This is a genomic window from Pseudomonas sp. GW821-FHT03C07 (assembly GCF_059420925.1).
In genome coordinates this window covers 1-24,852 of record NZ_JBWKUQ010000023.1, presented here as the reverse complement: position 1 = coordinate 24,852, position 24,852 = coordinate 1, and the positions used below count along the sequence as shown (strand labels likewise).

24 protein-coding genes and 1 pseudogene are annotated in these 24,852 nt (G+C 63.6%); 17 read left to right on the top strand and 8 right to left on the bottom strand.

Annotation, left to right across the window (positions count from 1 at the left end):
• Position 1 precedes the first annotated feature (1 nt).
• The 5 genes from ddpC to AC07VG_RS29060 form a co-directional block, all read right to left on the bottom strand.
• The gene (gene ddpC / locus AC07VG_RS29080) at positions 2-883 is read right to left on the bottom strand and encodes a D,D-dipeptide ABC transporter permease (protein WP_495022320.1); all 882 of its coding nucleotides are present in this window, start codon (positions 881-883) and stop codon (positions 2-4) included.
• 1 nt (position 884) lies between these two features.
• On the bottom strand, positions 885-1,901 hold the full coding sequence (locus AC07VG_RS29075; protein WP_495022319.1) for an ABC transporter permease: 1,017 nt from the start codon (positions 1,899-1,901) through the stop codon (positions 885-887).
• A 75-nt stretch (positions 1,902-1,976) separates the two neighbouring features.
• Entirely contained in the window at positions 1,977-3,557 is a 1,581-nt protein-coding gene (locus AC07VG_RS29070) for an ABC transporter substrate-binding protein (RefSeq protein ID WP_495002812.1), read from the bottom strand.
• A gap of 195 nt (positions 3,558-3,752) precedes the next feature.
• Positions 3,753-4,301, bottom strand: a complete 549-nt coding sequence (gene ddpX, locus AC07VG_RS29065) for a D-alanyl-D-alanine dipeptidase (RefSeq protein ID WP_495002813.1) — start codon at positions 4,299-4,301, stop codon at positions 3,753-3,755.
• A gap of 36 nt (positions 4,302-4,337) precedes the next feature.
• Complete coding sequence (locus tag AC07VG_RS29060; RefSeq protein WP_495002814.1) at positions 4,338-5,198, bottom strand: MurR/RpiR family transcriptional regulator; 861 nt, start codon at positions 5,196-5,198, stop codon at positions 4,338-4,340.
• Between the two features lie 270 nt (positions 5,199-5,468).
• On the opposite strand from AC07VG_RS29060, the gene AC07VG_RS29055 reads away from it, so the two are divergent.
• The 8 genes and pseudogenes from AC07VG_RS29055 (at position 5,469) to AC07VG_RS29020 (ending at position 13,882) form a co-directional block, all read left to right on the top strand.
• Entirely contained in the window at positions 5,469-5,912 is a 444-nt protein-coding gene (locus AC07VG_RS29055) for a CopD family copper resistance protein (RefSeq protein WP_248804425.1), read from the top strand.
• A 108-nt stretch (positions 5,913-6,020) separates the two neighbouring features.
• The gene (locus AC07VG_RS29050) at positions 6,021-7,370 is read left to right on the top strand and encodes an oxygen-independent coproporphyrinogen III oxidase (protein WP_495022318.1); all 1,350 of its coding nucleotides are present in this window, start codon (positions 6,021-6,023) and stop codon (positions 7,368-7,370) included.
• The gene (gene hemN, locus AC07VG_RS29045; RefSeq protein WP_495022317.1) at positions 7,354-8,742 is read left to right on the top strand and encodes an oxygen-independent coproporphyrinogen III oxidase; all 1,389 of its coding nucleotides are present in this window, start codon (positions 7,354-7,356) and stop codon (positions 8,740-8,742) included. The genes AC07VG_RS29050 and hemN overlap by 17 nt, the downstream gene beginning before the upstream one ends.
• A gap of 124 nt (positions 8,743-8,866) precedes the next feature.
• Positions 8,867-9,658 carry a CbbQ/NirQ/NorQ/GpvN family protein gene (locus tag AC07VG_RS29040; protein WP_495022316.1) on the top strand — a complete coding sequence of 264 codons (792 nt, stop codon included), beginning with the start codon at positions 8,867-8,869 and terminating at the stop codon, positions 9,656-9,658.
• Positions 9,642-9,944: pseudogene (locus AC07VG_RS29035) on the top strand (cytochrome c oxidase subunit 3 family protein); the annotation flags it as partial. The gene AC07VG_RS29040 and the pseudogene AC07VG_RS29035, both read left to right, overlap by 17 nt.
• Positions 9,945-10,098: 154 nt before the next feature.
• Positions 10,099-10,539, top strand: coding sequence for a c-type cytochrome (locus tag AC07VG_RS29030; RefSeq protein ID WP_191486956.1), 441 nt, complete (start codon positions 10,099-10,101; stop codon positions 10,537-10,539).
• Between the two features lie 3 nt (positions 10,540-10,542).
• Positions 10,543-11,970, top strand: coding sequence for a cbb3-type cytochrome c oxidase subunit I (locus AC07VG_RS29025; protein ID WP_495022315.1), 1,428 nt, complete (start codon positions 10,543-10,545; stop codon positions 11,968-11,970).
• 76 nt (positions 11,971-12,046) lie between these two features.
• Positions 12,047-13,882: a nitric oxide reductase activation protein NorD gene (locus AC07VG_RS29020; RefSeq protein ID WP_495022314.1), complete on the top strand. Its 1,836-nt coding sequence runs from the start codon at positions 12,047-12,049 to the stop codon at positions 13,880-13,882.
• A gap of 14 nt (positions 13,883-13,896) precedes the next feature.
• Here AC07VG_RS29020 and AC07VG_RS29015 read toward each other — a convergent pair whose 3' ends face one another.
• A complete protein-coding gene (locus AC07VG_RS29015; RefSeq protein WP_495022313.1) occupies positions 13,897-14,097 on the bottom strand; it encodes a protein DnrP in 201 nt (66 codons plus the stop codon).
• Positions 14,094-14,777, bottom strand: coding sequence for a Crp/Fnr family transcriptional regulator (locus tag AC07VG_RS29010; protein ID WP_495022312.1), 684 nt, complete (start codon positions 14,775-14,777; stop codon positions 14,094-14,096). The genes AC07VG_RS29015 and AC07VG_RS29010 overlap by 4 nt, the downstream gene beginning before the upstream one ends.
• A gap of 723 nt (positions 14,778-15,500) precedes the next feature.
• On the opposite strand from AC07VG_RS29010, the gene AC07VG_RS29005 reads away from it, so the two are divergent.
• Both AC07VG_RS29005 and AC07VG_RS29000 read left to right on the top strand, forming a co-directional pair.
• Positions 15,501-16,691: an NnrS family protein gene (locus AC07VG_RS29005; RefSeq protein WP_495002823.1), complete on the top strand. Its 1,191-nt coding sequence runs from the start codon at positions 15,501-15,503 to the stop codon at positions 16,689-16,691.
• 25 nt (positions 16,692-16,716) lie between these two features.
• Complete coding sequence (locus AC07VG_RS29000) at positions 16,717-17,157, top strand: CopD family copper resistance protein (protein ID WP_495002824.1); 441 nt, start codon at positions 16,717-16,719, stop codon at positions 17,155-17,157.
• A gap of 73 nt (positions 17,158-17,230) precedes the next feature.
• Here the strand turns inward: AC07VG_RS29000 and ytfE are convergent, their stop codons facing one another.
• Complete coding sequence (gene ytfE / locus AC07VG_RS28995) at positions 17,231-17,905, bottom strand: iron-sulfur cluster repair protein YtfE (protein WP_495002825.1); 675 nt, start codon at positions 17,903-17,905, stop codon at positions 17,231-17,233.
• Between the two features lie 153 nt (positions 17,906-18,058).
• Between ytfE and norR the strand changes: the two genes are divergently transcribed.
• The 7 genes from norR to ubiT all read left to right on the top strand — a co-directional run bounded on the left by norR (position 18,059) and on the right by ubiT (position 24,702).
• Positions 18,059-19,588, top strand: coding sequence for a nitric oxide reductase transcriptional regulator NorR (gene norR, locus AC07VG_RS28990; RefSeq protein WP_495022311.1), 1,530 nt, complete (start codon positions 18,059-18,061; stop codon positions 19,586-19,588).
• 91 nt (positions 19,589-19,679) lie between these two features.
• A complete protein-coding gene (gene pdxH, locus AC07VG_RS28985) occupies positions 19,680-20,327 on the top strand; it encodes a pyridoxamine 5'-phosphate oxidase (protein ID WP_495022310.1) in 648 nt (215 codons plus the stop codon).
• Positions 20,328-20,423: 96 nt separating this feature from the next.
• Positions 20,424-20,978 carry a molybdenum cofactor biosynthesis protein B gene (gene moaB / locus AC07VG_RS28980; protein WP_495002828.1) on the top strand — a complete coding sequence of 185 codons (555 nt, stop codon included), beginning with the start codon at positions 20,424-20,426 and terminating at the stop codon, positions 20,976-20,978.
• Complete coding sequence (locus AC07VG_RS28975; RefSeq protein ID WP_495022309.1) at positions 20,975-22,210, top strand: molybdopterin molybdotransferase MoeA; 1,236 nt, start codon at positions 20,975-20,977, stop codon at positions 22,208-22,210. Before moaB ends, AC07VG_RS28975 begins: the two co-directional genes overlap by 4 nt.
• Positions 22,211-22,341: 131 nt before the next feature.
• Positions 22,342-23,337, top strand: a complete 996-nt coding sequence (gene ubiU, locus AC07VG_RS28970; protein ID WP_495002830.1) for a ubiquinone anaerobic biosynthesis protein UbiU — start codon at positions 22,342-22,344, stop codon at positions 23,335-23,337.
• 10 nt (positions 23,338-23,347) lie between these two features.
• On the top strand, positions 23,348-24,238 hold the full coding sequence (locus AC07VG_RS28965) for a U32 family peptidase (protein WP_495022308.1): 891 nt from the start codon (positions 23,348-23,350) through the stop codon (positions 24,236-24,238).
• On the top strand, positions 24,232-24,702 hold the full coding sequence (gene ubiT / locus AC07VG_RS28960; RefSeq protein ID WP_495002832.1) for a ubiquinone anaerobic biosynthesis accessory factor UbiT: 471 nt from the start codon (positions 24,232-24,234) through the stop codon (positions 24,700-24,702). The genes AC07VG_RS28965 and ubiT overlap by 7 nt, the downstream gene beginning before the upstream one ends.
• The last annotated feature ends 150 nt before the right edge of the window (positions 24,703-24,852 follow it).

Here is a 24,852-nt window from a genome sequence, read left to right as displayed (position 1 = left end):
GTCATTTCCCCTGTTGCCGTGGGTCGAGCAGATCGCGCACGCCATCGCCCAGCAGATTGAAACCGGTGGCGGTGATCAGGATCGCCAGGCCGGGAAAGGTCGAATACCACCAGTTGTCCAGAATGTAGTTGCGTCCGGTGGCGACCATCGCGCCCCATTCGGCGGTCGGCTGCTGTGCGCCCAGACCGATAAAACCCAGGGCCGAGGCCATGAGAATGGCGCTGCCGATATCCAGGCTCAGTTGCACCAGCAACGGCGGCATGGCGTTGCGCGCCACGTGCCAGTGGACCATGTGCCAACGCCCGGCGCCAAAGGTCTGCGCGGCCTTGACGTAGCCCATCTGGCGGATGCTCAGGGCCTGGCCGCGGGCCAGCCGCACATAGGACGGAATCCGCACCAGGGTGATCGCCAGCATGGCGTTGAACAGGCTGGCGCCCAACGCGGCGGCCAGGGCCATGATCAGCACCAGGGACGGCACCGACAGCATGATGTCCATCAGGCGCATGATCAGCGCGTCGAAACGCCCGCCAATCACTCCGGAAAAACAGCCCAGCAAACCACCGATAAAACAGGAGGCAAAGGCCACGAACAAGCCGACACCCACCGATTGCTGGCTGCCGAACAGGACGCGGCTGAACAGGTCCCGGCCGACCTCATCGGTGCCGAACCAATGTTCGGCGGACGGCGGCATCAGGCGCGCGCCGAGGTCCAGCGCATTGGGATCATGGCTGGCCAGCCAGGGGGCGAAGAGCATGCACAGCAAGACGATAAAGCTGATCGCCAGACCGGCCATGGTCAGCGGGCTGCGGCGGATCTGATAGGCCAGGTAGGCGAGTTTTTCGCCCCAGCGCGGGCCGCGCGCGGCTGTCAGGGTCACGGACATTTCAATTCACCTCGCCGATGCGTGGGTCGATCACGCGGTACAAAAGATCGATGGCCATGTTCAGCAGTACATAGATGAACGACACCAGGATCGCGAAGCCCATCACCGCCGGGAAGTCCAACGACTGGATCGACTTGACCACATAGGCGCCCATGCCGGGCCAGGCAAACACGGTTTCGGTCAGGACGGCGCCATACAACAGGTCACCCAGGGTCAGCCCGAGCACGGTCACCGAAGGGATCAGGGCGTTGGGCAGGGCATGGCGCAGGATCACCGTCCAGCGCGACAGGCCATAGGCACGGGCGGTGCGGATATAGTCCTCGGCCAGTTGTTCGAGCATCGCCGAGCGAATCTGCCGGGCGACCACGCCGAGGGTGACGAAACCCAGGGTCGCGGCCGGCAGAATCAGGTGTTGCAGCACATCGAGAAACAGCCCGCCGTCACCGGCAAGCAGTGCGTCGATCAGGTAGAAACCGCTGAAGGTCGGTGGTGGCGCCAGTCCCTCGGACAAGCGGCCGCCACCGGGCAACCAGCCCAACTGGCCGTAGAACAGCACAATCGCCCCGAGCCCGAGCCAGAACGCCGGGGTGGAAATGCCGGTGACCGCGAGCGTGCGGGCGATCTGGTCGATGGCGCGGTTGTGATAGACCGCCGACAGCACCCCCAGCGGCACACCCACCAGGATCGCCAGCAACAGCGCCACCAGGGCCAGTTCCAGGGTGGCCGGGAAGAATGCCTGCAGGTCTTCGAGCACCGGACGGTTGGTGCGGATCGAGGTACCCAGGTCACCCTGCAGCAGGTCCAGCAGGTAACGGCCGTATTGTTGATACAGCGGCAGGTCCAGGCCCAACTGGTGCCGGATGCCCGCCACCAGGGCATCGCTGGCGCGGTCGCCGGCGATCAGTCGGGCCGGGTCCCCAGGGATCAGGTGGGAAATTGCAAAGGTAATCAGCGAAACGCCGAACACGACCAATACCAGGCCGAGCAGGCGCTTGCGCAACAGAGTCAGGAAGGCCATTTGGCACCTCAGTCACAGCAACGACGAGAATCAGACGCCGCGCCGACCGTGAACGGCCGGCGCGGGGGAGCAGGTTTACTTGCTCATGCTGCCCAGGTTGAAGACCTGTTCGAGCATCGGGTTGAACGCGTAGCCTTTGACCGCATCACGCATCGGCAAGGTGTAGCTCTTCTGATAGAGGTAGGCGTAGACGCTGTCCTTGAGCACACTTTTCTGGGCGCTCTGGTACAGCTCGACGCGCTTGGCGGTGTCGCTGGTGGCGGCCGCCTCGCGGATCAGCTTGTCGACTTCGGGGTTGCTGTAGAACGAACGGTTGCCTTGCAGGCCCTGCATCTTCGAGTCGAACCAGAAGTTCATGAACATGTAGGGGTCGGCAAAGTCCGGGCTCCAGGCACCCGAGGCAATGTCGTAATCGGCCTGGCCGACACGTTCACGCAAGGTTGCGTTGGCGAGTTTTTCCATCTTCAGGTTGATGCCCAGTGGCGCCAGTGCGGCTTGCAGCGTCAGGCCAATCGGCTCCCAGTTGGGATCCTTGTCCGAGTACATATAGCTGAGGCTGGTGATTTTCTGCGGATCCTTGGCCAGGCTCGCCTTGGCGGCGCCGAGGTCCTGTTTCATCGGCGGCAACGAGCTGTCGTAGGCCCACATGCCGTCCGGGATCGGCCCGTTCATCAGCTTGGCCTTGTCCTTGAGAATGCCTTTGACAATGCCGTTGTAGTCGACGGCTTCGGTAATCGCCCGACGCGCATCGACACTGGCCAGCGGACCCTTCTTGTTGTTCAGGTACAGGTAGGTCACCCGCAGCGACGGGAACTCCCGGACCACCACGCCGGATTTCTTGGCGAGCACGCCGAGCTGGTCTTCGGGCATGTCTTCGATGATGTCCAGGTCACCGTGTTCCAGTTGCAGGCGGCGCACGGAAGGCTCGGCGATGATCTTGACGATCACGCTTTTCAGCGCCGGCTTGGGTCCGGCGTAGTAGCTGTTCGGCTCCAGGGTCAACGACTGGCCTTTCTGCCAGGTGCTCAGGCGGAAGGGGCCGGAGCCGGCGGTGTGGCTGGACAGCCAGGCATTGACGTCAGCTGTCTTGGTCGCCACATCCGGGTTGATGATCGAGGCGCCGTTATGGGCCAGGGTAAACAGGAACGGTGCAAACGGCGTCTTCAGGGTGAAGCGGATGGTCTGCGGATCGACCACGGCTACCACCATGTCCTCGGGGAAGGCACCGGAGGGTCCCTGTTTGAGGGTCATCAGGCGATCGAAGGAAAACTTCACCGCAGCGGCATCCACTGGGGCGCCGTCATCGAACTTGTTGCCGGCTTTGATCTTGAATTCCCAGACCAGGTTGTCCGGGGAAACGCTCCAGCTTTCGGCCAGGTCGCCCTGGACTTCGGTGCTGCTTTTATCGCCGTCGACCTTGTAACCGACCAGGCGTTGATACGACGGATAGGTGATGGTCCAGTCGTTGTTGTCAAAGGTCACGGCCGGGTCGAGAGTCTGCGGATCGGCCGGTTTGCCGATCACCAGGGTGTCTTTGGGGACCGCCGCCGTCGCGGCCTGCCAGGCGCCGAGGCTCAAGGCGCTGCACAGGACGCTCAGCAGCAGTTTGCCAGTGCCGGGAAAGGATTTGCGGGTCACGGTGTTCGTTGGGTTCATGCCGGTTTCCTTGATCATTCGATGTATGGAAGTTCGTCAGGTTTTTTATAAAAGCTATAACCGGGCAGTTGCAGGTGAGGCCTGAATAACGCTGTTTTATTGTGGTTATCAGCCGCACCGAGGGTGGGCTGTGCTGTGTTGCTTGCGAAACTCTGTGGTTTCGTCAGTGCTGGCGTTGCGCTTTGATTGGCTTTTTCAGAGGGCTGACTCCTCCTCCAGCAGGGGGTAATCGTCGGCATTCGCTAGTTCGTAATGCCACCATTCGGTATCGATCGCCTCGAATCCGGCGCCGAGCATGATCCCCAGCAACAGCAGGCGATTGCGCTGCACGTCGTCGGGCAGGTCGGGGTAGAACTGATGGGAGCGCTCCTCCATGGCGTCGAAGGCGGTGCCCATATCCAGCGGCTCGCCGTCGCTGCCCACCAGGGTCAGATCCACCGCCACGCCACGGCTGTGATGGGAGCCCAGGTGCGGGTCACGCACGTAGTCGTTGTTCGGCAAGGCTTCCCATAACAGGTGCTGGGCGTAGGGCGGGCGGTAGGCGTCGTAGATACGCAGGGTCAATCCGGCCTGGCGTGCCAGTTGGCTGGCCTTGTTCAAACAGTCGGCGGCTTGCCGATGCAGCAGGCAACGGGCGGTCGGGTAGATCACTCTTCCAGCCAGGTTGTCGGCGCTGGCGTAGATCAGGTCGATTTGCACCTGATAACGCTGGGCATCGATCTCTACAAGGGGGCTGTTGTTCACACAAACACTCCAGTTGGGCTTCGCAGAGGCGGTGGGTCAGCCTTCGAACTGGCCGAAGGCTTTTTGCAATTGGCGGTTCTTGGCCAGACGTTCATCAAGACGCTCGCCGTATTTCTCGGCAACGGCCGAGACCACCAGGTTCAGCAGGCAGGCCAAGGGCGCGGGGGAGTCCCAGAACTGCCCGACATCGGTTTTCAGTTGCAACAGATCCAGCGGGTAATCCCGCGCCCACGGACATTGCAGGTCGGTGATCAGCGCCAGTGGCAGGTTGTTGTCGGTGGCCGCGTCGCAGAAGGTCTGGGTCACGCTGGAATAGGCGCGGAAGTCGGCAATGATCGCGTAGGGATTGGCGAAGCCGGAGTTCAGGGTTTCCGCGTAGATGCCTGAGAGGCCGTCGACGTAGTAGACCTTGGGGCGAATGTATTCGAGGTGACTATGGAAGGCGGTGAGAATCCCGCGGGTCGACTGGATCCCGAGAATGAATACCGCATCGGCTTCATGGATACGTTGCACGATCTTGCCAAAGGCCTCGCTGCGCGCCAGGCCATAGGCGTGCTGGATGGCCTCGATTTCGCGAGCCATCGAGCGGTCGAGCGCGTCGTCCTGGTTGGTTTCGGTGCGAAAGGCGGCAATCCGGTCGGTGATCAGCCACGAGCTCGGCGTTTCGCCGCGCAGGCTTTTTTTCACTTCATCGAGGTTGCGGTAACCCAGAGAGCGCAAGAAGCGCCCGACCGAAATCCCGGTGGTGGAAGCTTGCTGCGCGATGCTGTCGGCTGACTCGAACGGCAGCTGTTGCGGATTACCCAGCAGATAGCTGGCAATGCGCTTGCCGGTGGGGGTCAGGCTGGAGAACTGTTGCTCCAGTAACAGAAGAAAGCTGTTCTTTTCCATGGGCATATCGGCGCGCCGAGATCAGTGATTGTTATATAGATGTCATTTTGTTTCTTGGTGTTATAAACATAACACCGGCTTTCACGGTAACACAATGCCTTTTTCAGCGATGCCGTACCGCGCGCTCCGCGGCACAGCCGGGTTTCTTGATTAACGTCAACGGCAGGTACTGGCGGGCGCTGTAGCCTCGTAGCAGGCCGATGACCCACGCAAGCCGCCCCGAGGCCAGGGCCATGGACTGACCCCCTCTCGCTTGCCGTCGAAATCAAGGCCCCCATGATCTATCCGCTGCTGCTCACCCTGCATCTGTTTGCCGCGCTGGTGTTTATCGGCACGGTGTTCTTCGAGGTGCTGTTCCTGGAGAGCATTCGCCGGCAACTACCCGCGCGGGTCATGCTGCTGGTCGAGCAGGGCATCGGGCGGCGCGCCCGGACGTTGATCCCCTGGGTTCTGCTGGTGTTGTTCGGTGCCGGGCTGGGCATGGTCTGGTTGCGCTATCTACCGGCCCTCGCGGCACCACTGGCGTCCTCATTCGGCACCTTGCTGGCCTTGAAAATGCTGCTCGCCGCCAGTGTGCTCGGGCATTTCCTGGTGGCCATGTTCCTGTTCAAAAGTGAACGCATGAATGGCCGCTACCTGCACTTCATTCATTACAGCTTGTTCGGCCATATGGTGTTGATCGTGCTGTTGGCCAAGGGCATGTTTTACCTGAGCTGGTGAGTCGGACGGGTGGTTGTGCGCGGGCGCCGACCCGCTTGATGCAAATCAAGGAGCCCCGGGCGCCAACACCGGACACTGCAGATCTGCAGCCCGTCTCGGAGTCCTGTCATGTTCGATTTACTTTATCCGCGCGGCGAACGACCGGTTCGACGCGACCAAGGTGTTCTCGACCTCAACCGTCATGCCGACACCGACAAATTTCATACCGGTATCGGCTCCCTGGATTTGCTGCGGGCCTTGCGCATCAGCCGCCAGAAGTGCCGCCCACTGTCCCTGGCCGTGCAGCTTCTCGCCCTGGGTGAGCAACGTGGTCGCAGCGAAGCGTATCTGCAGCGATTGGAGCGCGAGATCGATCTGGTCGCTTGCCACCTGGGCACGCAGCAACGGGTCGAGCAATTCCACCTGGGAGGTGCCACACCGGACGCGGAAGCCTTGCAGCGGCTGATGAGCCAGTTGCGCAAGCGCTTCAACTTTCTCCAGCACGATGGCAGCGACTGCCGCGTTGAAGTCGATCTGCACCACACCGACTGGGCGACCATGGGTTTGCTGCGCGAGCAGGGCTTCAACCAGGTCAGCATCGGTGTGCCGGATATCGGCACGGACAGCGAACTGTCGGTGGCCTGCTACCAGAACCCGGCGCCGATCCATTCGCTGATCGACGCGGCCCGGACTTTTGGCTATCGCTCGGTCAATGTCGACCTGGGTTATGGTCACGCCTGGCAGACCCCGTCGAGCTTCGCGCTGAAACTGGCGACCCTGATCAAGCTGGAGCCCGACCGCCTGCTGGTCTTCGACTACGCCCAGCCGCCGTGGCGTTACCGGCGCGAGAGCGAATACCGCAGAGCCGCGAGCAGCTCGCTGGACAAGGCGGCGATGCGACGGATCTGCTTCGAGCAGTTGCTGGCGGCGGGTTACCAGTACATTGGCCTGGGGCAGTTCGTCAGGTCCGACGATGATCTGCTGATGGCCCAGGAGCGCGGCCGGCTGCGCCGCAACTGCCTGGGGTTTACCTGCCACGGCTATTGCGACCATGTCGGTTTCGGCCTGGGCGCCATCAGTCAGCTCGACGAACTGTCGGTGCAAAACAGCGAAGCGCTTTCCGACTATCTGCAGCAACTGGACGCGGGCCAGTTGGCCAGCTGTCGTGGCTGGCGCTGCGAAGCCGGCGATCAGATCCGGCAACGGGTCAGGGAGCACCTGGAATGTGACCTGGAACTGGATATCCTGGCCATCGAAAGCCGCTATGGCGTGATTTTTCGTCAGTACTTTTCTGCGGTCTGGCCACGCCTTGAGCACATGGCCCGCGGCGGGCTGGTGGAGTTGTCGGAGCGTTTCATCAGCATTCTTCCTGCCGGTCGGTGCGAGGTGGATGCGATCTGCCAGCTGTTCGACGCGGATGTAAACCGCCCGGCGTACTCACCCCATCACGAGTTTGTCGAACATGATGCCTACCTTTGATTTCAATCGGGCCCTGGTCGAGAAATATGATCGCCCGGGGCCGCGCTATACCTCTTACCCCACCGCGCCGCAGTTCCATCAAGCCTTTGCCGTGGACGATTATCAGCAAGCGGTGCGGGCCAGCAACCAGGCCGCGATCCCCAAGTCGCTTTCGGCCTATATCCATATTCCGTTTTGCCAGAGCCTTTGTTACTACTGCGCCTGCAACAAGATCATCACCCGCAAGACCCATCGCGCGGTTGAATACCTGGGTTACCTCAAGCGCGAAATCCTTATGCAGGGCGCCTTGTTCGAGCCTGGCCGCAAACTCACGCAGTTGCACCTGGGCGGTGGCACGCCGACCTATCTGAGCGGCGAGCAGTTGGCCGAACTGATGGCCTGTCTGCATCTGGCCTTTGATCTGGATGACAGCGACGACCATGAGTTTTCCATCGAGGTCGATCCGCGCACCATCGATACCGAACAGATTCATGTATTACGGCGGTTGGGCTTCAATCGCCTGAGCTTTGGCGTGCAGGACTTCGACCCGGCGGTCCAGGCGGCGGTCAACCGCCAGCAGAGCGAAGCGCAGATCTACGCGCTGGTCGAGGCGGCGCGCCAGGCGCGTTTCAAGTCGATCAGCGTCGACCTGATCTACGGCCTGCCGCTGCAAACGGTGCAGAGCTTCGATGTGACTCTGGGCAAGATCATCGCTCTGCGCCCGGATCGGATCGCCGCCTACAGCTACGCGCATCTGCCCGAGCGGGTCCGCGCGCAGCGCTTGATTCGCCCGGCGGACATGCCGCCGCCCGAGCGCAAGCTGGAATTGCTCGAACTGACCATCCGCCGGCTGACCGAGGCCGGTTATGTGTATATCGGCATGGACCATTTCGCCTTGCCGGACGACGAGCTGGCGCTGGCCCGGGCCAACGGCACCTTGCACCGCAACTTCCAGGGCTACTCGACCCACGCCGACTGCGATCTGATCGGTCTCGGGGTGTCGGCCATCGGCAAGGTCGGCGACAGCTACAGCCAGAGCGTCAAGGCGCTTTCGCAGTACTACGCGCGGCTCGATCAAGGCTTGTTACCGGTGCATCGCGGTTACCGCCTGAATGCCGACGACCTGTTGCGCCGCGACGTGATCAACGACCTGATGTGCCATGGGCGCATTGACTTCGGCAAGATCGAGGTCGCCCATGGTATTCGTTTCACGCACTACTTCGCCGAGTCCCTGGGGCAACTGCAGGAGCAGGTGCGCGACCGTCTGCTGGAGATCGGCGCCGACGGCCTGCAACTGTTGCCCCAGGGACAGCTGATGATGCGCAGCACCGCCATGGCCTTTGATGCCTACCTCGGGGCCGGGCAGAAAGGCCTGTTCTCCCGGACCGTTTGAGGCACCACCGCGGCAGGGCGATGTTCGCTTGACGGCGATCAAGATTGCCAGCCAGGTCACTTGCCAGGTTGTCGCAAGGCGCCTTAGCGTGGGCCTCGAACCCGCTGTCGAATCAGGTAACCCCATGGACCCCAGGCAAGCTTGCGAACCCTTCTACCAACCGCTGAACAATGAGCAGACACTGTTCGAACAGGCCTGGCGGCATGGCCTGCCGGTGCTGATCAAGGGCCCCACGGGCTGCGGCAAGACGCGCTTCGTCCAGCACATGGCGCACCAGCTGAAACTGCCGCTGTACACCGTGGCCTGCCATGACGATCTGAGCGCCGCCGACCTGATCGGCCGTCACCTGATCGGCGCCCAGGGCACCTGGTGGCAGGACGGGCCGTTGACCCGGGCGGTGCGCGAAGGCGGAATCTGTTACCTCGACGAAGTGGTCGAGGCCCGCCAGGACACGGTGGTGGTCCTGCATCCGCTGGCCGATGGTCGCCGTGAACTGTTCCTCGAACGCACCGGGGAAGTCCTGCAGGCACCGCCGTCCTTCATGTTGGTGGTGTCCTATAACCCTGGTTACCAGAACCTGCTCAAGGGTATGAAGCCCAGCACCCGCCAGCGGTTCGTGGCGATGCGTTTCGACTATCCGCCGGCGGCCGAAGAAGAGCGTATCGTGCGCCGCGAGGCACAGGTCGATGGCGCCCTGGCGAGCCAGGTAGTCCGGCTCGGACAGGCCCTGCGCCGGCTGGAGCAGCATGACCTGGAAGAGGTGGCCTCGACCCGCCTGCTGATTTTCACCGCGCGCATGATCGGTGCCGGCATGAGCCCGCGCGAGGCCTGCCTGGCCTGCCTCGCCGAGCCGCTGAGCGATGACCCGGCGACGGTGGCCGCGTTGATGGACGTGGTCGATGTCCACTTCGCTTGAGGTCGCCGCTCCCCCGCGTCGCCATTTGCCGGGGGACCTGGCGATGTGGTTTTTCATCCTCGCCGAACTCTCGGTATTTGCTGTGCTGATCCTGGTGTTTGCCGTGACCCAGGTGCTCAAGCCCCAATTGTTCGCCGCCGGCCGTCAACTGCTCGATACCTCCACCGGGCTGGCGATGACCCTGAGCCTGCTCGTGCTGTTGCTGGCAGTGGCCAAGGCCTGGCTGATCACCGAAGGTTTCATGGAACTGCGGCATGCGCCGCGACTCTGGCGCCGCCTGCTGCTGGGCTGGCCCCTGGTGGTGGCATTGCTGCTGGGTGTGAGCCTGAGCCTGCGTGGCTAATACCTGAGTAAAACCATTGGAGATTCTTGATTGCCATCAAGCGGTTTTCCAACCCTTGCTTCCTAGAATGGACAGGCCAAGCAAAGAGGAAGCGACCATGTCAGAGACCTTCACCAAGGGCATGGCCAGGAATATCTATTTCGGGGGAAGCGTGTTCTTTTTCCTGATCTTCCTGGCCTTGACCTATCACTCAGAGCAGACCTTTCCCGTTCGCAGCAATGAAGCGCAATTAAGCGACTCGGTGCTGCGCGGCAAGTTGGTCTGGGAGCAAAACAACTGTGTCGGTTGCCACACGCTACTGGGGGAGGGCGCCTATTTCGCGCCGGAACTGGGCAACGTGTTCCAGCGCCGCGGCGGCGAGGCGGGCTTCAAGCCCTTCCTGCAAGCCTGGATGAAGATGCAGCCCCTGGGAGTGCCCGGACGCCGGGCGATGCCGCAATTCAACCTGAGTACGCAGGAAGTCGACGACATCGCCGAGTTCCTCAAGTGGAGCTCGAAAATCAATACCAATGGCTGGCCGCCAAACAAGGAGGGCTAAGAGATGAGTGTTGCCAATCCCCATCTGAAATTCGCCTCGCAAGCCGTGGCCAAACCGTACTTCGTGTTCGCCCTGATACTGTTTCTCGGGCAGATACTGTTCGGTTTGATCATGGGCCTGCAATACGTGGTGGGGGACTTCCTGTTCCCGACCATTCCCTTCAACGTATCGCGGATAGTGCACACCAACCTGTTGATCGTCTGGCTGCTGTTCGGCTTCATGGGTGCCGCGTACTACCTGATCCCGGAAGAGTCCGACCGTGAACTGTACAGCCCGAAGCTGGCAATCGTCCTGTTCTGGGTGTTCGCCGCCGCCGCCGTGCTGACGATCCTCGGCTACCTGCTGGTACCTTACGCGGGGCTGGCCAGGCTGACCCACAACGAGCTGTTGCCGACCATGGGCCGGGTCTATCTGGAGCAACCGACCATCACCAAGATGGGCATCGTGGTGGTGTGCCTGGGTTTTCTCTACAACATCGGCATGACGATGCTCAAAGGCCGCAAGACCACGGTCAGCGTGGTGATGATGACCGGGCTGGTGCTGCTCGCGGTGTTCTTCCTGTTCTCCTTCTACAACCCCGGCAACCTGGTCCGCGACAAGTTCTACTGGTGGTGGGTGGTGCATCTCTGGGTGGAAGGCGTGTGGGAGCTGATCATGGGTTCGATGCTGGCCTTCGTGCTGATCAAGATCACCGGGGTCGACCGCGAAGTGGTCGAGAAATGGCTCTATGTGATTATCGCCATGGCGCTGATCACCGGGATCATCGGCACCGGCCACCACTACTTCTGGATCGGTGGGCCGGAGGTCTGGCTGTGGGTCGGTTCGATCTTCTCGGCGATGGAGCCGCTACCGTTCCTGGCCATGGTGATCTTCGCCTTCAGCATGGTGAAGAACCGTCGGCGGCAACACCCGAACCGCGCCGCCACGCTGTGGGCCAAGGGCACCACGGTGACCGCGTTTTTCGGCGCCGGCGTCTGGGGCTTCCTGCATACCCTGGCCCCGGTCAACTACTACACCCACGGCACGCAGTTGACCAACGCCCACGCCCACCTGTCATTCTACGGGGCCTACGCGATGATCGTGATGACCCTGATCAGCTACGCCATGCCACGCTTGCGCGGGCTCGGTGAAGCCGCCGACGAGCGCGCGCAGAACCTGGAGATCTGGGGCTTCTGGTTGATGACCCTGTCGATGGTGATGATCACGCTGCTGCTTACCGCCGCGGGCGTCGTGCAGATCTATCTGCAACGCTGGCAGCCCGACGGCATCGCCTTGCCGTTCATGGCGACGATGGAGCACCTGACCACGTTGTTCTGGGCCCGTCTGGCCAGCGGAGTGGGCTTCCTGGCGGGGCTGCTCTGCTACCTCTTGAGCTTCCGCCAGCGCGGCCGTGCCGCCTTGCGCGCGCCGGCGGTCGTGGTTCCTTCCTGAGGCGTTGCGACATCTGGGAAAGGTCGGCCCGGCTGTGATAGCGGGCCGTTTTTGGTTCTCGAACAAGGTGGGCTCCATGGCTTTTACCCTTGAACTGGAAGAGTGGGTCGGCAGTGTCTGGCATCGCTTTATCACTCGCCGCGCCAGCGTCGATTTTCCCGAGGCGCGGGTCGAACTGGCCCAGCGGCAACGTGGCCTGGCGCTGTTGTTTCGCGCCATGGGCGGGGCCGGCCGGGGCCTGGAGACGGTCTGCGAGCGCGATCTGCTGCTGCGCCGCAGCCTGTTGCAGCAGATCGCCGGGACCTGCCGGCAAGTACCGCTGGCCTGCTGCGACGCCGATAATCTGCGCCTGCCGGCGAGCCTCGCGGTGTTTCCCGAGGCCAGCTTGAATGAGGAGCTCTATCGCTGGTTGGCCCTGCTGGCGGCGCAGGCCGGGCCGATGCGGCACTGGGGGCGGGACAATCAACGCTGGACCCAAGTCTTGTTGCAGCGCTATCCGGCGCTGGTGCCGCGTTATCGGCGGCTGGTCGCGGCGCACCTGCAACTGCGTCCGGATCCGGCCACCTTGAAACCGGCCGAGGCCGCCCTGGAGCGGGCCTTGTGCCAGGCCTTGCGCGAACCGGGCAGTGTCCAGGCGTTTCCCCGCAGCGAACGGGCGGCCTGGCCGTTGCCGCTGTGGCTGTACCCGCCGCTGCATCTGGCCAGCCCGCAGGCCGCCGATCTCGACGACTCGGCGGAGTCCCTGCCGGCCTCTCCCGGCGAGCAGGAAGGCGGGCGCAAGCGCGCCAGCCGGATTGATGACAGCAGTCGCGAGGGCGGGTTGCTGATCGTGCGGCTGGAGAACCTGTTCAGTTGGACCGAGCATGTCGATCTCGATCGCTGGTCGGACGACCGTGAAGACCCGGATGCCGCCAGGGTCGCCGCCGATCTGGATGAACTGAGCCTGTCGCGTACCCGTCTGCGCAAGGGCGGCGGGCTTAAATTGCACCTGGATCTGCCGCCGGCGGATGTCGACGACATACCGCTGGGGGAGGGCATCAAGTTACCGGAATGGGACTATCGCAAAGGCTGTTTGCAGGACGATTTCGTCAACCTGCAGATGTTCGTGCCGCGCGATTGCCCGGCGCAGCCACTGCCGTTGCGCCTGCGGCCGGCGGCGCAGCGTTTGCGGCGGCAGTTCGAGCACCTGCGTCCCGACCGCCAGTGGTTGCGGCAACAACCCCAGGGAACGGAGCTGGATATGCAGGCCTGGCTGGATTTTTATGTCGAGCGCGAGCACGGCCGTTGTGCCGAGCGCGGGTTGTTCAAGGAGCAGCGCCAGACCCATCGGGACCTGGCGTGCCTGTTGCTGGCGGATATCTCGATGTCCACTGACGCGCACCTGAACGACCAGCATCGGGTGATCGAGGTGATCCGCGACAGCCTGTTGCTGTTCGGCGAAACGCTGTCGGTGCTGGGCGACGACTTTGCCCTGTACGGGTTTTCCTCGCTGCGCCGCCAGCACGTGCGCCTGCAGGAACTCAAGGCCTTTCAGCAAGGCTATGACGATCACACCCGCGGGCGCATTCAGGCGCTCAAGCCGGGTTACTACACGCGCATGGGCGCGGCGATTCGCCAGGCCGGCCGTCTGCTGAGCGGCTGCAAGCGCCGGCGCAAGCTGTTGCTGTTGCTGACGGATGGCAAGCCCAATGACCTGGATCTGTATGAGGGCCGCTACGGTGTCGAGGACACCCGCCAGGCGGTACTGGAAGCCCGGCGCCTGGGGCTGACCCCGTTCTGTATCACCATCGACCGCGAAGCCGGGGCTTACCTGCCGTATATGTTCGGGGCCAATGGCTATACGCTGATCCGCCAGCCGGAGCAATTGCCCCTGCGTCTGCCGCAACTGTATCGCCAGTTGACCCAGCCCTGAGGTGTTCCTTGGGTTTAGGGGCTGCTGCGCGGCAGCCAGAAGAACATGATCACGCAGAAGATCGTCAGGCCGATGCAGAACCATTTGAAGCGCCGTAACCGGCGTGCTTCGGCCTGCGCCGCCAGGGCCGGCAGTGGCATGCCGCAGCGGCGGCATTCGCTTTCTCCGACCGGGTTGGGATGCTGGCAATACAGGCAGACGGGTAGGGTTTTCACTCGAACTGTTCCAGGCGCGGCCGATCGAGGATGGCGATCTGGCGACCGTCCTGGGTGATGATTTTTTCGTCGATCAGGCGGCGGATGATCCGCGAGAAAGTCTCCGGCTGGATCGACAGGTGTCCGGCAATCAGTTGCTTGGCCATCGGCAGTTCGAACTGATAGTTGACGGGCTGCAGGTGCACCAGTTGCGTCAGCAGATAACGCACCACCCGGTGGGTGGCGTTCTTCAGCGACAGGGTTTCGATTTCGTTGACCCGCTGATGCAGGCGCACACAGAGTTTGCCGAGCAGGGCGAAGGGCAGCCGGCTGTTGCTCTGCAACAGGCGCAGGTAGGCGCTGTTGGACAGCCGATAGAGCTGGCACGGCCCGACGGCTTCGGCCGAGGCCACATAGTTCGGGGTGTCCATCAGCATCATCGCCTCGGCGAAGGTTTGCCGCGGGCCAATGACCTCGAACACTTTCTCCTGGCCGTCCGGGGTCAGGCGGTAGATCTTCACCGCGCCGGCAATCACGAAGTAGAAGGCGTCGGCTGGCTCGCCCTGGCGGAACAGCGGTTCGCCCTTGTCGATGCTGAGCAAATGGCTGGAAGCCATCAACTCATCCATCTCTTGGTCACTCAGCGGCTCGAACAGGTGATGGCTGCGTAAGATCTGGTGATGGACGCGGTGAAGCACCATGGCAATTCATCCTGATAGCGGAAAAGGGGGGAGGCGCCGTGCCCTCAGACAAGGCCGAGCGAGAGGCTGCTGGCGATGGCGATGATCGAACTCAGGACCACAAACCAGGCCAGTGGCTGGATGACTGCTTTCATGACGACTCCGGTTGGTCGAGAGGGGATGGGCGGTGTGCTGGTTGAGCAAGACCCGGGCCAGGCGCCAGACCCTTATGCTGTTCAGCTAAGGAAACAAAACATTGAAAACGCAGCGCAACCCTGTGGGAGCGGAGCTTGCCCGCGAAGCTTTTAGCGGTTTCAAGGGCCCCTTCGCGAGCAAGCTCTGCTCCCACAGGGACCGTGTTCGGCCTCGACTGAAAGGCGTTACAGCAAGCCTGTAGCCACTGGATATCTGTAGCTGAAAGGTTAAAAAGACCCTGTCAATCAGGGTTAAAACAACCCTCATATGGTTATTTTTACCCTGGCTGCCAGCACTCGGCAGTCGGGGTGGGGCCTGCCGCTGCCGGGCACGCCGCGCGGCCACGGGTCGTCGGGGCGACCCGGGCGTCGAGGCACGTCCCTTGCACTGGCGTATCTGACAACGGCTGGTCAGGTTACCCAGGCGTTCCCCGGCCGACTTGATTTATGACAACTGCGATGGCGTGCGAACAGCTGATGATTGCCCAGCAACACCATTCATCGCGTGCGGGCTCGTGTCAGGTCGGCAGCAAGGTAAAGGAGTGGCTTCATGCAAGTACTTGAGCGCCGTACCGCGCTGGCGATCCCGCCGCTGTTGCGCCTGGCCTTCCGGCCGTTTTTCCTCGCCGGTGCCGGCCTGGCGCTGCTGGTGGTGCCGCTCTGGCTGCTGGCCTTGAACGGTGCCGTCGGCGGCTGGCAACCGGCGGGTGGCTGGCTGGCGTGGCACCGTCATGAACTGCTGTTCGGCTTTGGCCTGGCGATTGTCGCTGGCTTTCTGCTGACTGCGGTCCAGACCTGGACCGGCCAGCCCGGCCTCAGCGGCAAGCCACTGGCAGTCCTGGCTCTGCTCTGGCTGGTGGCGCGCCTGGCCTGGTTGGCGAATCTGCCCTGGTCGTTGTTGGCGCCGCTGGAACTGGCGTTTCCCCTGGCGGTGGCCGTGCTGATGGGCACCACGCTGTGGAAGGTCCGGCAGAAACGCAACTACCCGATTGTCCTGCTGTTGCTGTTGCTGGCCGGCGCGGACGGGCTGGCGCTGTACGGCCTGCTGCCCGGCCATGAAAGCTGGCAGCGCCAGGCTGTGCTGACCGGCCTGTGGCTGGTAGCGGCGATGATGGGTCTGATCGGTGGTCGGGTCATTCCATTTTTCATCCAGCGTGGCCTGGGCCGGGTCGAGGGCATTGCCCCCTGGCCCCGGCTCGATCGCCTGTTGCTGGCCGGCTCCGCGCTGGTGGCGTTGTTGTATGCCTGCGGGCCCGCCCTCGTCATCAATCGCTGGGTCGGTTTGCTGTTTGGTGCACTGGCGGTGGGGCATCTGTTGCGCCTGCTGCGCTGGCATGATCGTCGACTCTGGCGCGTGCCGCTGCTGTGGTCGCTGTACCTGGCCTACGGCTGGTTGGCGCTGGCCTGCCTGGGCATGGCCCTATGGCACTTCGGCGTGCCGCTGAACCCCAGCCTGGCGGTGCATGGCCTGACGATCGGGGCCATGGCCGGGTTGATCCTGGCGATGATCGCGCGGGTCAGCCTCGGGCATACCGGTCGGACGCTGGAGCCGCCGGCGGGCATGACCCCGGCGTTTGTCCTGCTCAATCTGGCGTGTTTCAGCCGGGTCGTGCTGGTGCTGTTCCTGCCGTTGGCCGGGTTGTGGCTGGCGGGGCTGTGCTGGGCCCTGGCGTTTGCCCTGTATGCCTGGCGCTACGGCCCAATGTTGCTGCGGGCCCGGGTCGACGGGCATCCGGGATGAGTCGGTCGGGCAGAGGAGGCGGGCGATGATCTATCCCTGGTTATTGGTCACCCATCTGTTGGCGGCCATCGCCTTTATCGGCACGCTGTTCTTCGAGGTGTGCATCTGGCATGCGGCGCGCCGGCAATTGCCCGCCGGCACGCAGGCGCCGGCGGACCAGGCTATCGCGGTGCGCTCGCGCAAGGTCCTGCATGGCGTGGTGCTGCTGTTGTACGGCGCCGGCATCGGCCTGGCCTGGCAGTATCGAGGCGCCTTGAGTCATCCCCTGGACAGCCGTTTTGCCAGCCTGTTGAGCCTGAAGATCACCTTGGCCCTGAGCATCGTCGGGCATTACCTGTTGCTTGCCTACTGGCTGCAACGCTCACGGCTGACGCCGCGCCGGGCCGACTGGATCCGGCGCAGTATCCTCGGGCACATGCTGCTGATAGTGATCCTGGCCAAGGCCATGTTCTATTGGCAGGTTTGAGCCACAGTCCGCCGCCCAGGCAAAAAAACGCACCCGTCATCTGGCGGGTGCGGATCGGCGTGGCTGGTCGGGGTCACCGGGCCGGGTTCAGGGCCTTGACGAAGAGGATGTTGTTTTCCAGGTGGATGTGCTGCATCAGATCATCGCGAAACTCCTGCAGTCCGCGATACAGGCCGCGCCAGGTGTTACAGGCTTCGGCCGGTGGGGTGATGTTGTCGGTCAGCGCCAGCAGGATTTCCAGGGCCGCGCCATGTTGATCGTGTTCCAGGCGCAACACCTGGATCGGCGGAGCGGTCTGGCGACCGAGACCCCGTTGCAGCAGCGGAAAGAGCACCTGTTCCTCCTTGAGCATATGTCCTTCGAGTTCCTGCTGCATGTCGTGCAGATGGTCGGCCAGGCCGTTCGGGCAATTGTCGCGGGCGCCGTGTACCTGCTCGACGCGGCGCGCCAGGCGAATCAGTTCCGGCAGTTGCTCGCGGTGCCGGGCGTGGTAGCGCTCGAGGATATGGCTGATCAGCAGGGCGTCGGCTTCGTTGCGCCAGTCGTGCTGGCTGGCGCCGCTGTCTTGCAGCTCATTGAGGGCCTCGGCAATCAGCGTCGGGTCGAGCTGCTTGCCCAGGGCCGCCTCGCGCAGGGTTTTCTGCCCGCCGCAACAGAAGTCCAGGTTGAAGTGATGGAAAATCCGCGTGGCGCCAGGAATATCGCAGGCCAGTTGGCCGAGGCTTTGTTCGAGAAGTGTCTGGCTCATCAGGGTGCCTTCTTTGGGTTTGAGGGGTTCCCTGGCCTATTGCATCGCGCATGCCATTTGTAACTGATTGAAAATGTTGGATTATTTTTTTGTTGTGGTGATGATAACCCTGATGCGTCAGGGTAAATACAACCATAAGGGGTGATGATTACCATGTTGCGTGAAAGCCTGGCCGCCGACCTGATAGTCGAGCTGCCCAACGCCGTGCGCCTGCAACGACTGGTGCAGACTCTGCGCGAGTACTTCAACAGTGGCGCCGTCGGCCTGCTGCGCCTGGATGACGACAGCCTCAGGCCGGTGGCGACCGTGGGGCTGGTGCACGAAGCCTTGGGCCGGCGCTTTGTGATTGCCCAGCATCCGCGCCTGGCGGCGATCATGGCCTCACGCGAGCCAACCTGGTTCGAGCCCGACAGTCGCCTGCCGGACCCCTATGACGGCCTGCTCGACAACGCGCTCAACGCGCCGCTGGCGGTGCATGACTGCATGGGCGTGAGCCTGTATGTGGAGGGGCGGATCTGGGGCGCGATCACCCTGGATGCGTTGCAGCCCGGCACCTTCGACCGCCAGGCGCGAGATGAACTCAAGCGTTGCACCTTGCAGATCGAGGCGGCCGTGCGGGTCACCCGGCTCGAACAGGAAAACCGCAGCCTGCGCTTGTCCCGCAGCGACCCGCGGGACCTGCGGATGCCGGTCGCGGAGGGTGAAATCCTCGGGCAGAGCGAAGTCCTGCATCAGTTGCTCAACGAGCTGGATGTCCTGGCCGATTCCGAGTTACCGGTGTTGCTGCTGGGCGAGACCGGGGTCGGCAAGGAGTTGTTCGCCCGGCGCCTGCACCGTCTGTCGCGGCGCAGTCACAAGCCGCTGATTCAGGTCAACTGCGCCGCCTTGCCGGAGTCCCTGGCCGAGAGCGAGTTGTTCGGGCATGTCAAAGGGGCGTTTTCCGGGGCCAGCAGTGACCGGGCCGGGCGTTTCGACGCGGCCAACGGCGGCACCTTGTTTCTCGACGAGGTCGGCGAGCTGCCCTTGAGCGTGCAGGCCAAATTGTTGCGCACCCTGCAAAACGGCGAGATCCAGCGCCTGGGCGCGGACAAGCCGCTGCATGTGGATGTACGGATCATCGCCGCGACCAACCGGCATCTGCCGCAGAGCATTCGCGACGGGCTGTTTCGCGCCGACCTCTACCACCGGCTGTCGGTCTACCCGGTGCCGATTCCGCCGCTGCGTGAACGCGGCAACGATGTGTTGCTGCTGGCCGGGCATTTTCTCGAACTCAATCGCAGCCGGCTCGGTTTGCGCGGCTTGCGTCTGTCGCCGACGGCCGAGCGTGCGCTGCTGGCTTACCACTGGCCGGGCAATATACGTGAGCTGGAGCATGTGATCAGCCGCGCCGCGTTGAAACAGCTCAGCCGTGGCGGCAGTCGCAGCCTGATCCTTACCCTGGAAGCGGAAATCCTCGATCTCGACAGCAACCTGGGCAGCGCGCGGACGCTGGCCCAGGTGCCTGCGGACGAAGTCGGCGACCAGCCGTTCCAGGCCCTGGGTGAGGCCATCGACGATTGCCAGCGGCAGAAGATCCTCCAGGCCCTGAACCTGACCGGGAACAACTGGGCCAGCGCGGCCCGGCTGCTGGCGGTCGATTCGAGCAACCTGCACAAACTGGCCAGGCGTCTGCGCCTCAAGTAAGGGGTGATCAAAGCCTGCTGTTGATGACGGTCAAGGTGTTGGCGCGCGCGGCCTCGCACACTGCGCACACCCCCTATCGGAGATCGCCCGCATGCCCCTTTCCCTGGCTCAGATGCGCCGTAACTACACTCTGGACGGTCTGCCGGACGAGACCGCGGCGGAGGATCCGCTGCTGCTGTTCCGCCAGTGGATGCAACAGGCCCGCGACACCGAGCAGGCACCGGTCGAGGCCAACAGCATGTGCCTGGCAACGGTCGACGCGCAGGGCCGGCCACATTGTCGGGTGTTGCTGCTCAAGGGGTTCAGCGATGCCGGCTTCACCTTCTTCGGCCATTACCAGAGTGCCAAGGGCCAGGACCTGGCGGCCAATCCCCATGCCGCCATGACCTTCTTCTGGCCGGGGCTGGAGCGCCAGGTGCGGATCGAAGGCCAGGTCGCCAGGCTGGATCCGGGTCTGTCCGATGCCTACTTCGACTCGCGCTCCATGGCCAGTCGTCTCGGCGCCTGGGCTTCGCCGCAAAGCCAGCCCCTGGCCGACCGGGCGCAACTGGAAGCGCTGCTGGCGCAAACGGCCAGGCGCTTCGCCGACCAACTGCCGCCGCGCCCCGAACAGTGGGGTGGTTACTGCCTGGTCCCGGAGCGCCTGGAGTTCTGGCAGGGGCGTGCCGACCGCCTGCACGATCGCCTCGATTACCGTCTGCACGAGGGCCTCTGGACGCACCGGCGCCTGGCGCCCTGAGTCGTGCCACGGGTCGAGGTACCTCCTTGGAGGAATAGGTTCACACGCAGTTTCGGTTCAGGCTTGGGCCGATCTTCATCTACGGGAAGGCTGGCTATGGCCCATCTGACGCAACGCACTTTTGAACCCCTGAACATCGCCGTGCTGACCATCAGCGATACGCGCACCGCGGCCACCGACACCTCGGGGCAGACCCTCAGCGACTTGCTGCAAACCGCCGGACATGTGCTGATCGACCGCGATCTGGTCAAGGACGATATCTATCAGATCCGCGCCAAACTCTCGCACTGGATCGCCGACCCCAAGGTCCAGGTGGTGCTGATGACCGGCGGTACCGGCTTCACTCCGCGCGACAATACGCCACAAGCGGTGCTGCCGTTGCTGGACAAGCAGGTGGACGGTTTCGGCGAGTTGTTCCGCCAGGTGTCGCTGGCGGAAATCGGCATGTCCAGCCTGCAGTCACGAGCCCTCGCTGGAATGAGCAATGGCGTGCTGGTGTGCTGCGTGCCGGGCTCGCCGGGGGCCTGCCGCACCGCCTGGAACAGCATCCTCCTCGAACAGCTGGACAGTCGCACCGGCCCGTGCAATTTCGCACCGCACCTGAAACCGCAGGCGCAGCGAGTGATCGAGGCTTGCGAGGTGCGCTCATGAGCGGCCGGGTCTGCGACAGCGGTCACCTGACGCCGGTGGACCAGGCCATCGAACATCTGCTCGACCAGGCGCCGCCGCCGCCCGAGATACAGACGGTCGCCCTGGATCAGGCGCTGGGGCGGGTGCTGGCACGGGATCTGACCGCGCCACTGAGCCTGCCCGGCTGGGACAACAGCGCCATGGACGGTTATGCCTGCTGTGCCGCCGACCTGCCGCCGGGAGGCGGCTGGCTGACCCTGGGCGGGCGGATTGCCGCCGGGCAAGCGGCAGCGGAACCCTTGCTGCCCCGGCAGGCGGCGCGGATCTTTACCGGTGCGCCGTTGCCGCCGGGGGCCGACACCGTGGTGCCGCAGGAGCATTGTCGGGCCAACGAGGGGCTGGTCTGGTTACCGGCGGCGGTGGCCGGCGAACATGTGCGCAAGGAGGGCGAGGAGGTTCGTCGCGGCCAGTTGCTGCTCAGCGCCGGCAAGCGCTTGCGCGCCCAGGAATTGGGCTTGCTGGCGGCTGTGGGGATTGCCCGGGTCGAGGTCTATCGACCGTTGCGGGTGTGTCTGCTGAGCAGTGGCGACGAGTTGCGCGAGCCGGGCCAGCACCTGGCGCCGGGGCAGATCTACAACAGCAATCGCTATTGCCTGTCGGCGTTGCTGCGGGGGTGGGGCATGGAGGTGTATGACTACGGGGTCATGGCCGATGCCTTGGCCGCCAGCTGTGATGCCTTGAGCCTGGCTGCCTCGGAGTGCGATCTGCTGCTGACCTCGGGCGGTGTCTCGGTGGGCGAGGAGGATCATCTCAAACAGGCCATCGAGGCGCTCGGCAGCCTGGATTTCTGGCGCCTGGCGATCCAGCCGGGCAAGCCGCTGGCCTTTGGCGAAGTGGCCGGCAAGCCCTGGCTCGGCCTGCCGGGCAATCCTTCGGCGGCGCTGATCACCGCCCTGGTGGTGCTGCGCCCGTTCCTGCTCCGGGCCCAGGGCCTGAGCGAAGTGCTGCCACGGCCATTGGCCCTGTCGGCGGGCTTCGACTGGTTGCAGCGCAACAAGCGCCGGCAGTATCTGCGAGCCCGCCTGGTGCCCAGGGCCGACGGCCAGGTCTGGGTGGAGCTGCACCCGCAACAAAGCTCGGCCATGTTGACGGCGGCTTGTTGGGCCGATGGTTTGGCGCTGGTCGAATGCGAGCAGCGGGTGCGCAAGCACGACTCGGTCAGCTTCCTGTCCTTCGCCGAACTGATGCAGTAACGGCAATTGATTGCCGTCAAGGCCGTGGCTGCCGGTCTCGCTAGACTGGCAGCGCATTGTCGATCGCCCCGGGCCTGCTGGCGACACGCAGTGCACAGGGGGCGAGACAAGTTCTTTCATGAGGATTACCCATGCAACTGGTCTGCCCGGCAGGGAACCTGCCTGCGCTGAAAGCGGCGGTGCGCCAAGGCGCCGATGCCGTCTATGTAGGCTTTCGCGATGACACCAACGCCCGGCACTTCGCCGGCTTGAACATGGACGACAAACAATTCGACGCAGCGGTCGCGCATATTCGCCAGCACCAACGCAAACTTTATGTCGCGGTCAACACCTACCCGCAGCCCGCGGGCTGGGAGCGCTGGCAGCGGGCGGTGGATCGGGCCGCCGACTTGGGCGTCGACGCGCTGATCGCCGCTGATCCAGGGGTCTTGAGTTATGCCAGCCAGCGTCATCCGCAACTGCCCCTGCACTTGTCGGTACAGGGCTCGGCGACCCATGCCGGCGCGCTGGCGTTCTACGCCGAGCGCTACAACATTCGCCGCGCGGTGTTGCCCAGGGTGCTGTCGTTGGCCCAGGTGCGCCAGGTTGCGGCGAGCAGTTCGGTGCCGATCGAGGTCTTCGGTTTCGGCAGTTTGTGCATCATGGCCGAAGGGCGCTGCCACCTGTCTTCCTACATCACCGGCGAGTCGCCGAATCTGTGCGGCGTCTGTTCACCAGCCAAGGCGGTGCGCTGGAGCGAAGACGCCGAGGGTTTGAGCGCACGCCTGAGCGAAGTCCTGATCGACCGCTATAGCCCCGATGAACCGGCTGGCTATCCGACCTTGTGCAAAGGCCGCTTCCTGGTCGAGGGCAAGCGCTTCCATGCCCTGGAAGAACCCACCAGCCTCGACACCCTGGACCTGCTGCCGGAACTCAAGGCGATCGGGGTCGCCGCGGTGAAGATCGAAGGCCGCCAGCGCAGCCCGGCGTATGTCGAGCAGGTCACCCGGGTCTGGCGCGCCGCGCTGGATGCCTATCGCGCCCAGCCCCACAGTTTTGCGGTCAAGGACCAGTGGCGCCAGGCGCTGGCCGGTTTGTCCGAAGGCAGCCAGACCACCCTGGGTGCCTATCATCGAGCCTGGCAATGAGGGACTGGAAATGAAGCTCAGCCTGGGACCCGTGCTGTTTTACTGGGACAAAACCCAATTGGGGCAGTTTTACTCTGAAATGTCGGCCTTGCCCCTGGATGTGATCTACCTCGGGGAAACCGTGTGTTCGAAACGCCGGGCCTTGTCCCTCGATCAATGGCTCGGCCTGGGGCGTGAGTTGCAGGCCTGTACCCAGGCGCAACTGGTGCTCTCGAGTCTGACCCTGATCGAGGCCGCGTCGGAACTCTCCAGCCTGCGGCGCCTGTGTGACAACGGCGAGTTGCTGGTGGAGGCCAACGATATGGGCGCGGTGCAGTTTCTCGCCGAACGCAAGTTGCCCTTTGTCGCAGGGCCGGCGCTGAACCTGTACAACGGCCATGCCCTCGGCCAGTTGCTCGATTGCGGGATGATCCGCTGGGTGCCGCCGGTGGAGTGCTCGGCGGCGCTGATCCGCGCGGTGCTCGACCAGGTGCGCGAACTGGGTCGGGCGGTGCCGGAAGTCGAAGTCTTTGCCTATGGACATTTGCCCCTGGCCTATTCGGCGCGTTGTTTCACCGCCCGCGCGCAGAACCGGCCCAAGGACGACTGCCAGTTCTGCTGCATCGATTACCCTGATGGCCTGGCGCTGAGCAGCCAGGAAGGCCAGCCGCTGTTCACCCTCAACGGTATTCAGACGATGTCGGCCGAGGTGACCAATTTGTTGGCCGACTATGCCGGGCTGCTCGCTTGCGGTGCTGATCTGCTGCGCCTGAGCCCCCGGGCCCAGGGTATGGCCGAGGTGATCGCGGCCTATCAGCGGGTCCGCCTGGGTGCGACACCACCGCTGTTCGTCGAAGGTTGCAATGGCTATTGGCATGGCCAGGCCGGGATGTTGCGGGTCGAGGAGGTGGGCCTGTGTTGAATCGGAAAAAGTGGCTGTTGCGCAGCGCTGATCGCTTGCTGCCGTTGGTTCGTCGGGTGCCGTTCGGACTGCAACGGCTGGCCCTGCAACAGGGGCTCAACCGCTGTTTCGCCGAGCCGTTGGGCGATGGCCAGTTCGACCTGTTGCGTGGGCGCTGGTTGTGCCTGCGGGTCCCCGACCTGGGGCTGACCTGGTACCTGACCCGGGGCCGCGAGGGCTTGCAGATCGCCGCGCGGGCCAGGGCCGACGTGACCATCAGCGGCAACTGGCGCGAGTTCCTGCTCCTGGCCAGTCGCCAGGAAGACCCGGACACGCTGTTCTTTCGCCGGCGGCTGGTCATCGAGGGCGATACTGAACTGGGTTTGACCTTGAAGAACCTGATCGACAGCCTCGACCCCGAGGTCTTGCCGGCCTGGCTATGGCGCAACCTGGAGCGTGCCGGGAAGGGCCTGGCGGCGGGTTGAGGCAAGCTTCGAAGTTGTGGCGGGGGGCTGATGTCGTTCAGTTAACGCAAGGGGCATTAACGCCACATAACCTTGTAGATACCGTCTTGACCCTCATCGCGCAAGCGCGATGTTTGGGTCAAACGGTACGCCTGATTTGAGCACCCCATA

Bases quoted from the DNA above. Each gene is read 5' to 3' on its own strand.
- pdxH (WP_495022310.1), top strand. From the start codon at position 19,680: ATGCCCCTTTCCCTGGCTCAGATGCGCCGTAACTACACTCTGGACGGT.
- hemN (WP_495022317.1), top strand. From the start codon at position 7,354: ATGATGCCTACCTTTGATTTCAATCGGGCCCTGGTCGAGAAATATGAT.
- AC07VG_RS29070 (WP_495002812.1), bottom strand. From the start codon at position 3,557: ATGAACCCAACGAACACCGTGACCCGCAAATCCTTTCCCGGCACTGGC.
- AC07VG_RS29030 (WP_191486956.1), top strand. From the start codon at position 10,099: ATGTCAGAGACCTTCACCAAGGGCATGGCCAGGAATATCTATTTCGGG.
- AC07VG_RS28975 (WP_495022309.1), top strand. From the start codon at position 20,975: ATGAGCGGCCGGGTCTGCGACAGCGGTCACCTGACGCCGGTGGACCAG.
- norR (WP_495022311.1), top strand. From the start codon at position 18,059: ATGTTGCGTGAAAGCCTGGCCGCCGACCTGATAGTCGAGCTGCCCAAC.
- ubiU (WP_495002830.1), top strand. From the start codon at position 22,342: ATGCAACTGGTCTGCCCGGCAGGGAACCTGCCTGCGCTGAAAGCGGCG.
- AC07VG_RS28965 (WP_495022308.1), top strand. From the start codon at position 23,348: ATGAAGCTCAGCCTGGGACCCGTGCTGTTTTACTGGGACAAAACCCAA.
- AC07VG_RS29000 (WP_495002824.1), top strand. From the start codon at position 16,717: ATGATCTATCCCTGGTTATTGGTCACCCATCTGTTGGCGGCCATCGCC.
- AC07VG_RS29005 (WP_495002823.1), top strand. From the start codon at position 15,501: ATGCAAGTACTTGAGCGCCGTACCGCGCTGGCGATCCCGCCGCTGTTG.
- AC07VG_RS29060 (WP_495002814.1), bottom strand. From the start codon at position 5,198: ATGCCCATGGAAAAGAACAGCTTTCTTCTGTTACTGGAGCAACAGTTC.
- moaB (WP_495002828.1), top strand. From the start codon at position 20,424: ATGGCCCATCTGACGCAACGCACTTTTGAACCCCTGAACATCGCCGTG.
- AC07VG_RS29055 (WP_248804425.1), top strand. From the start codon at position 5,469: ATGATCTATCCGCTGCTGCTCACCCTGCATCTGTTTGCCGCGCTGGTG.
- AC07VG_RS29050 (WP_495022318.1), top strand. From the start codon at position 6,021: ATGTTCGATTTACTTTATCCGCGCGGCGAACGACCGGTTCGACGCGAC.
- AC07VG_RS29025 (WP_495022315.1), top strand. From the start codon at position 10,543: ATGAGTGTTGCCAATCCCCATCTGAAATTCGCCTCGCAAGCCGTGGCC.
- AC07VG_RS29010 (WP_495022312.1), bottom strand. From the start codon at position 14,777: ATGGTGCTTCACCGCGTCCATCACCAGATCTTACGCAGCCATCACCTG.
- ytfE (WP_495002825.1), bottom strand. From the start codon at position 17,905: ATGAGCCAGACACTTCTCGAACAAAGCCTCGGCCAACTGGCCTGCGAT.
- AC07VG_RS29075 (WP_495022319.1), bottom strand. From the start codon at position 1,901: ATGGCCTTCCTGACTCTGTTGCGCAAGCGCCTGCTCGGCCTGGTATTG.
- ddpC (WP_495022320.1), bottom strand. From the start codon at position 883: ATGTCCGTGACCCTGACAGCCGCGCGCGGCCCGCGCTGGGGCGAAAAA.
- AC07VG_RS29040 (WP_495022316.1), top strand. From the start codon at position 8,867: ATGGACCCCAGGCAAGCTTGCGAACCCTTCTACCAACCGCTGAACAAT.
- AC07VG_RS29020 (WP_495022314.1), top strand. From the start codon at position 12,047: ATGGCTTTTACCCTTGAACTGGAAGAGTGGGTCGGCAGTGTCTGGCAT.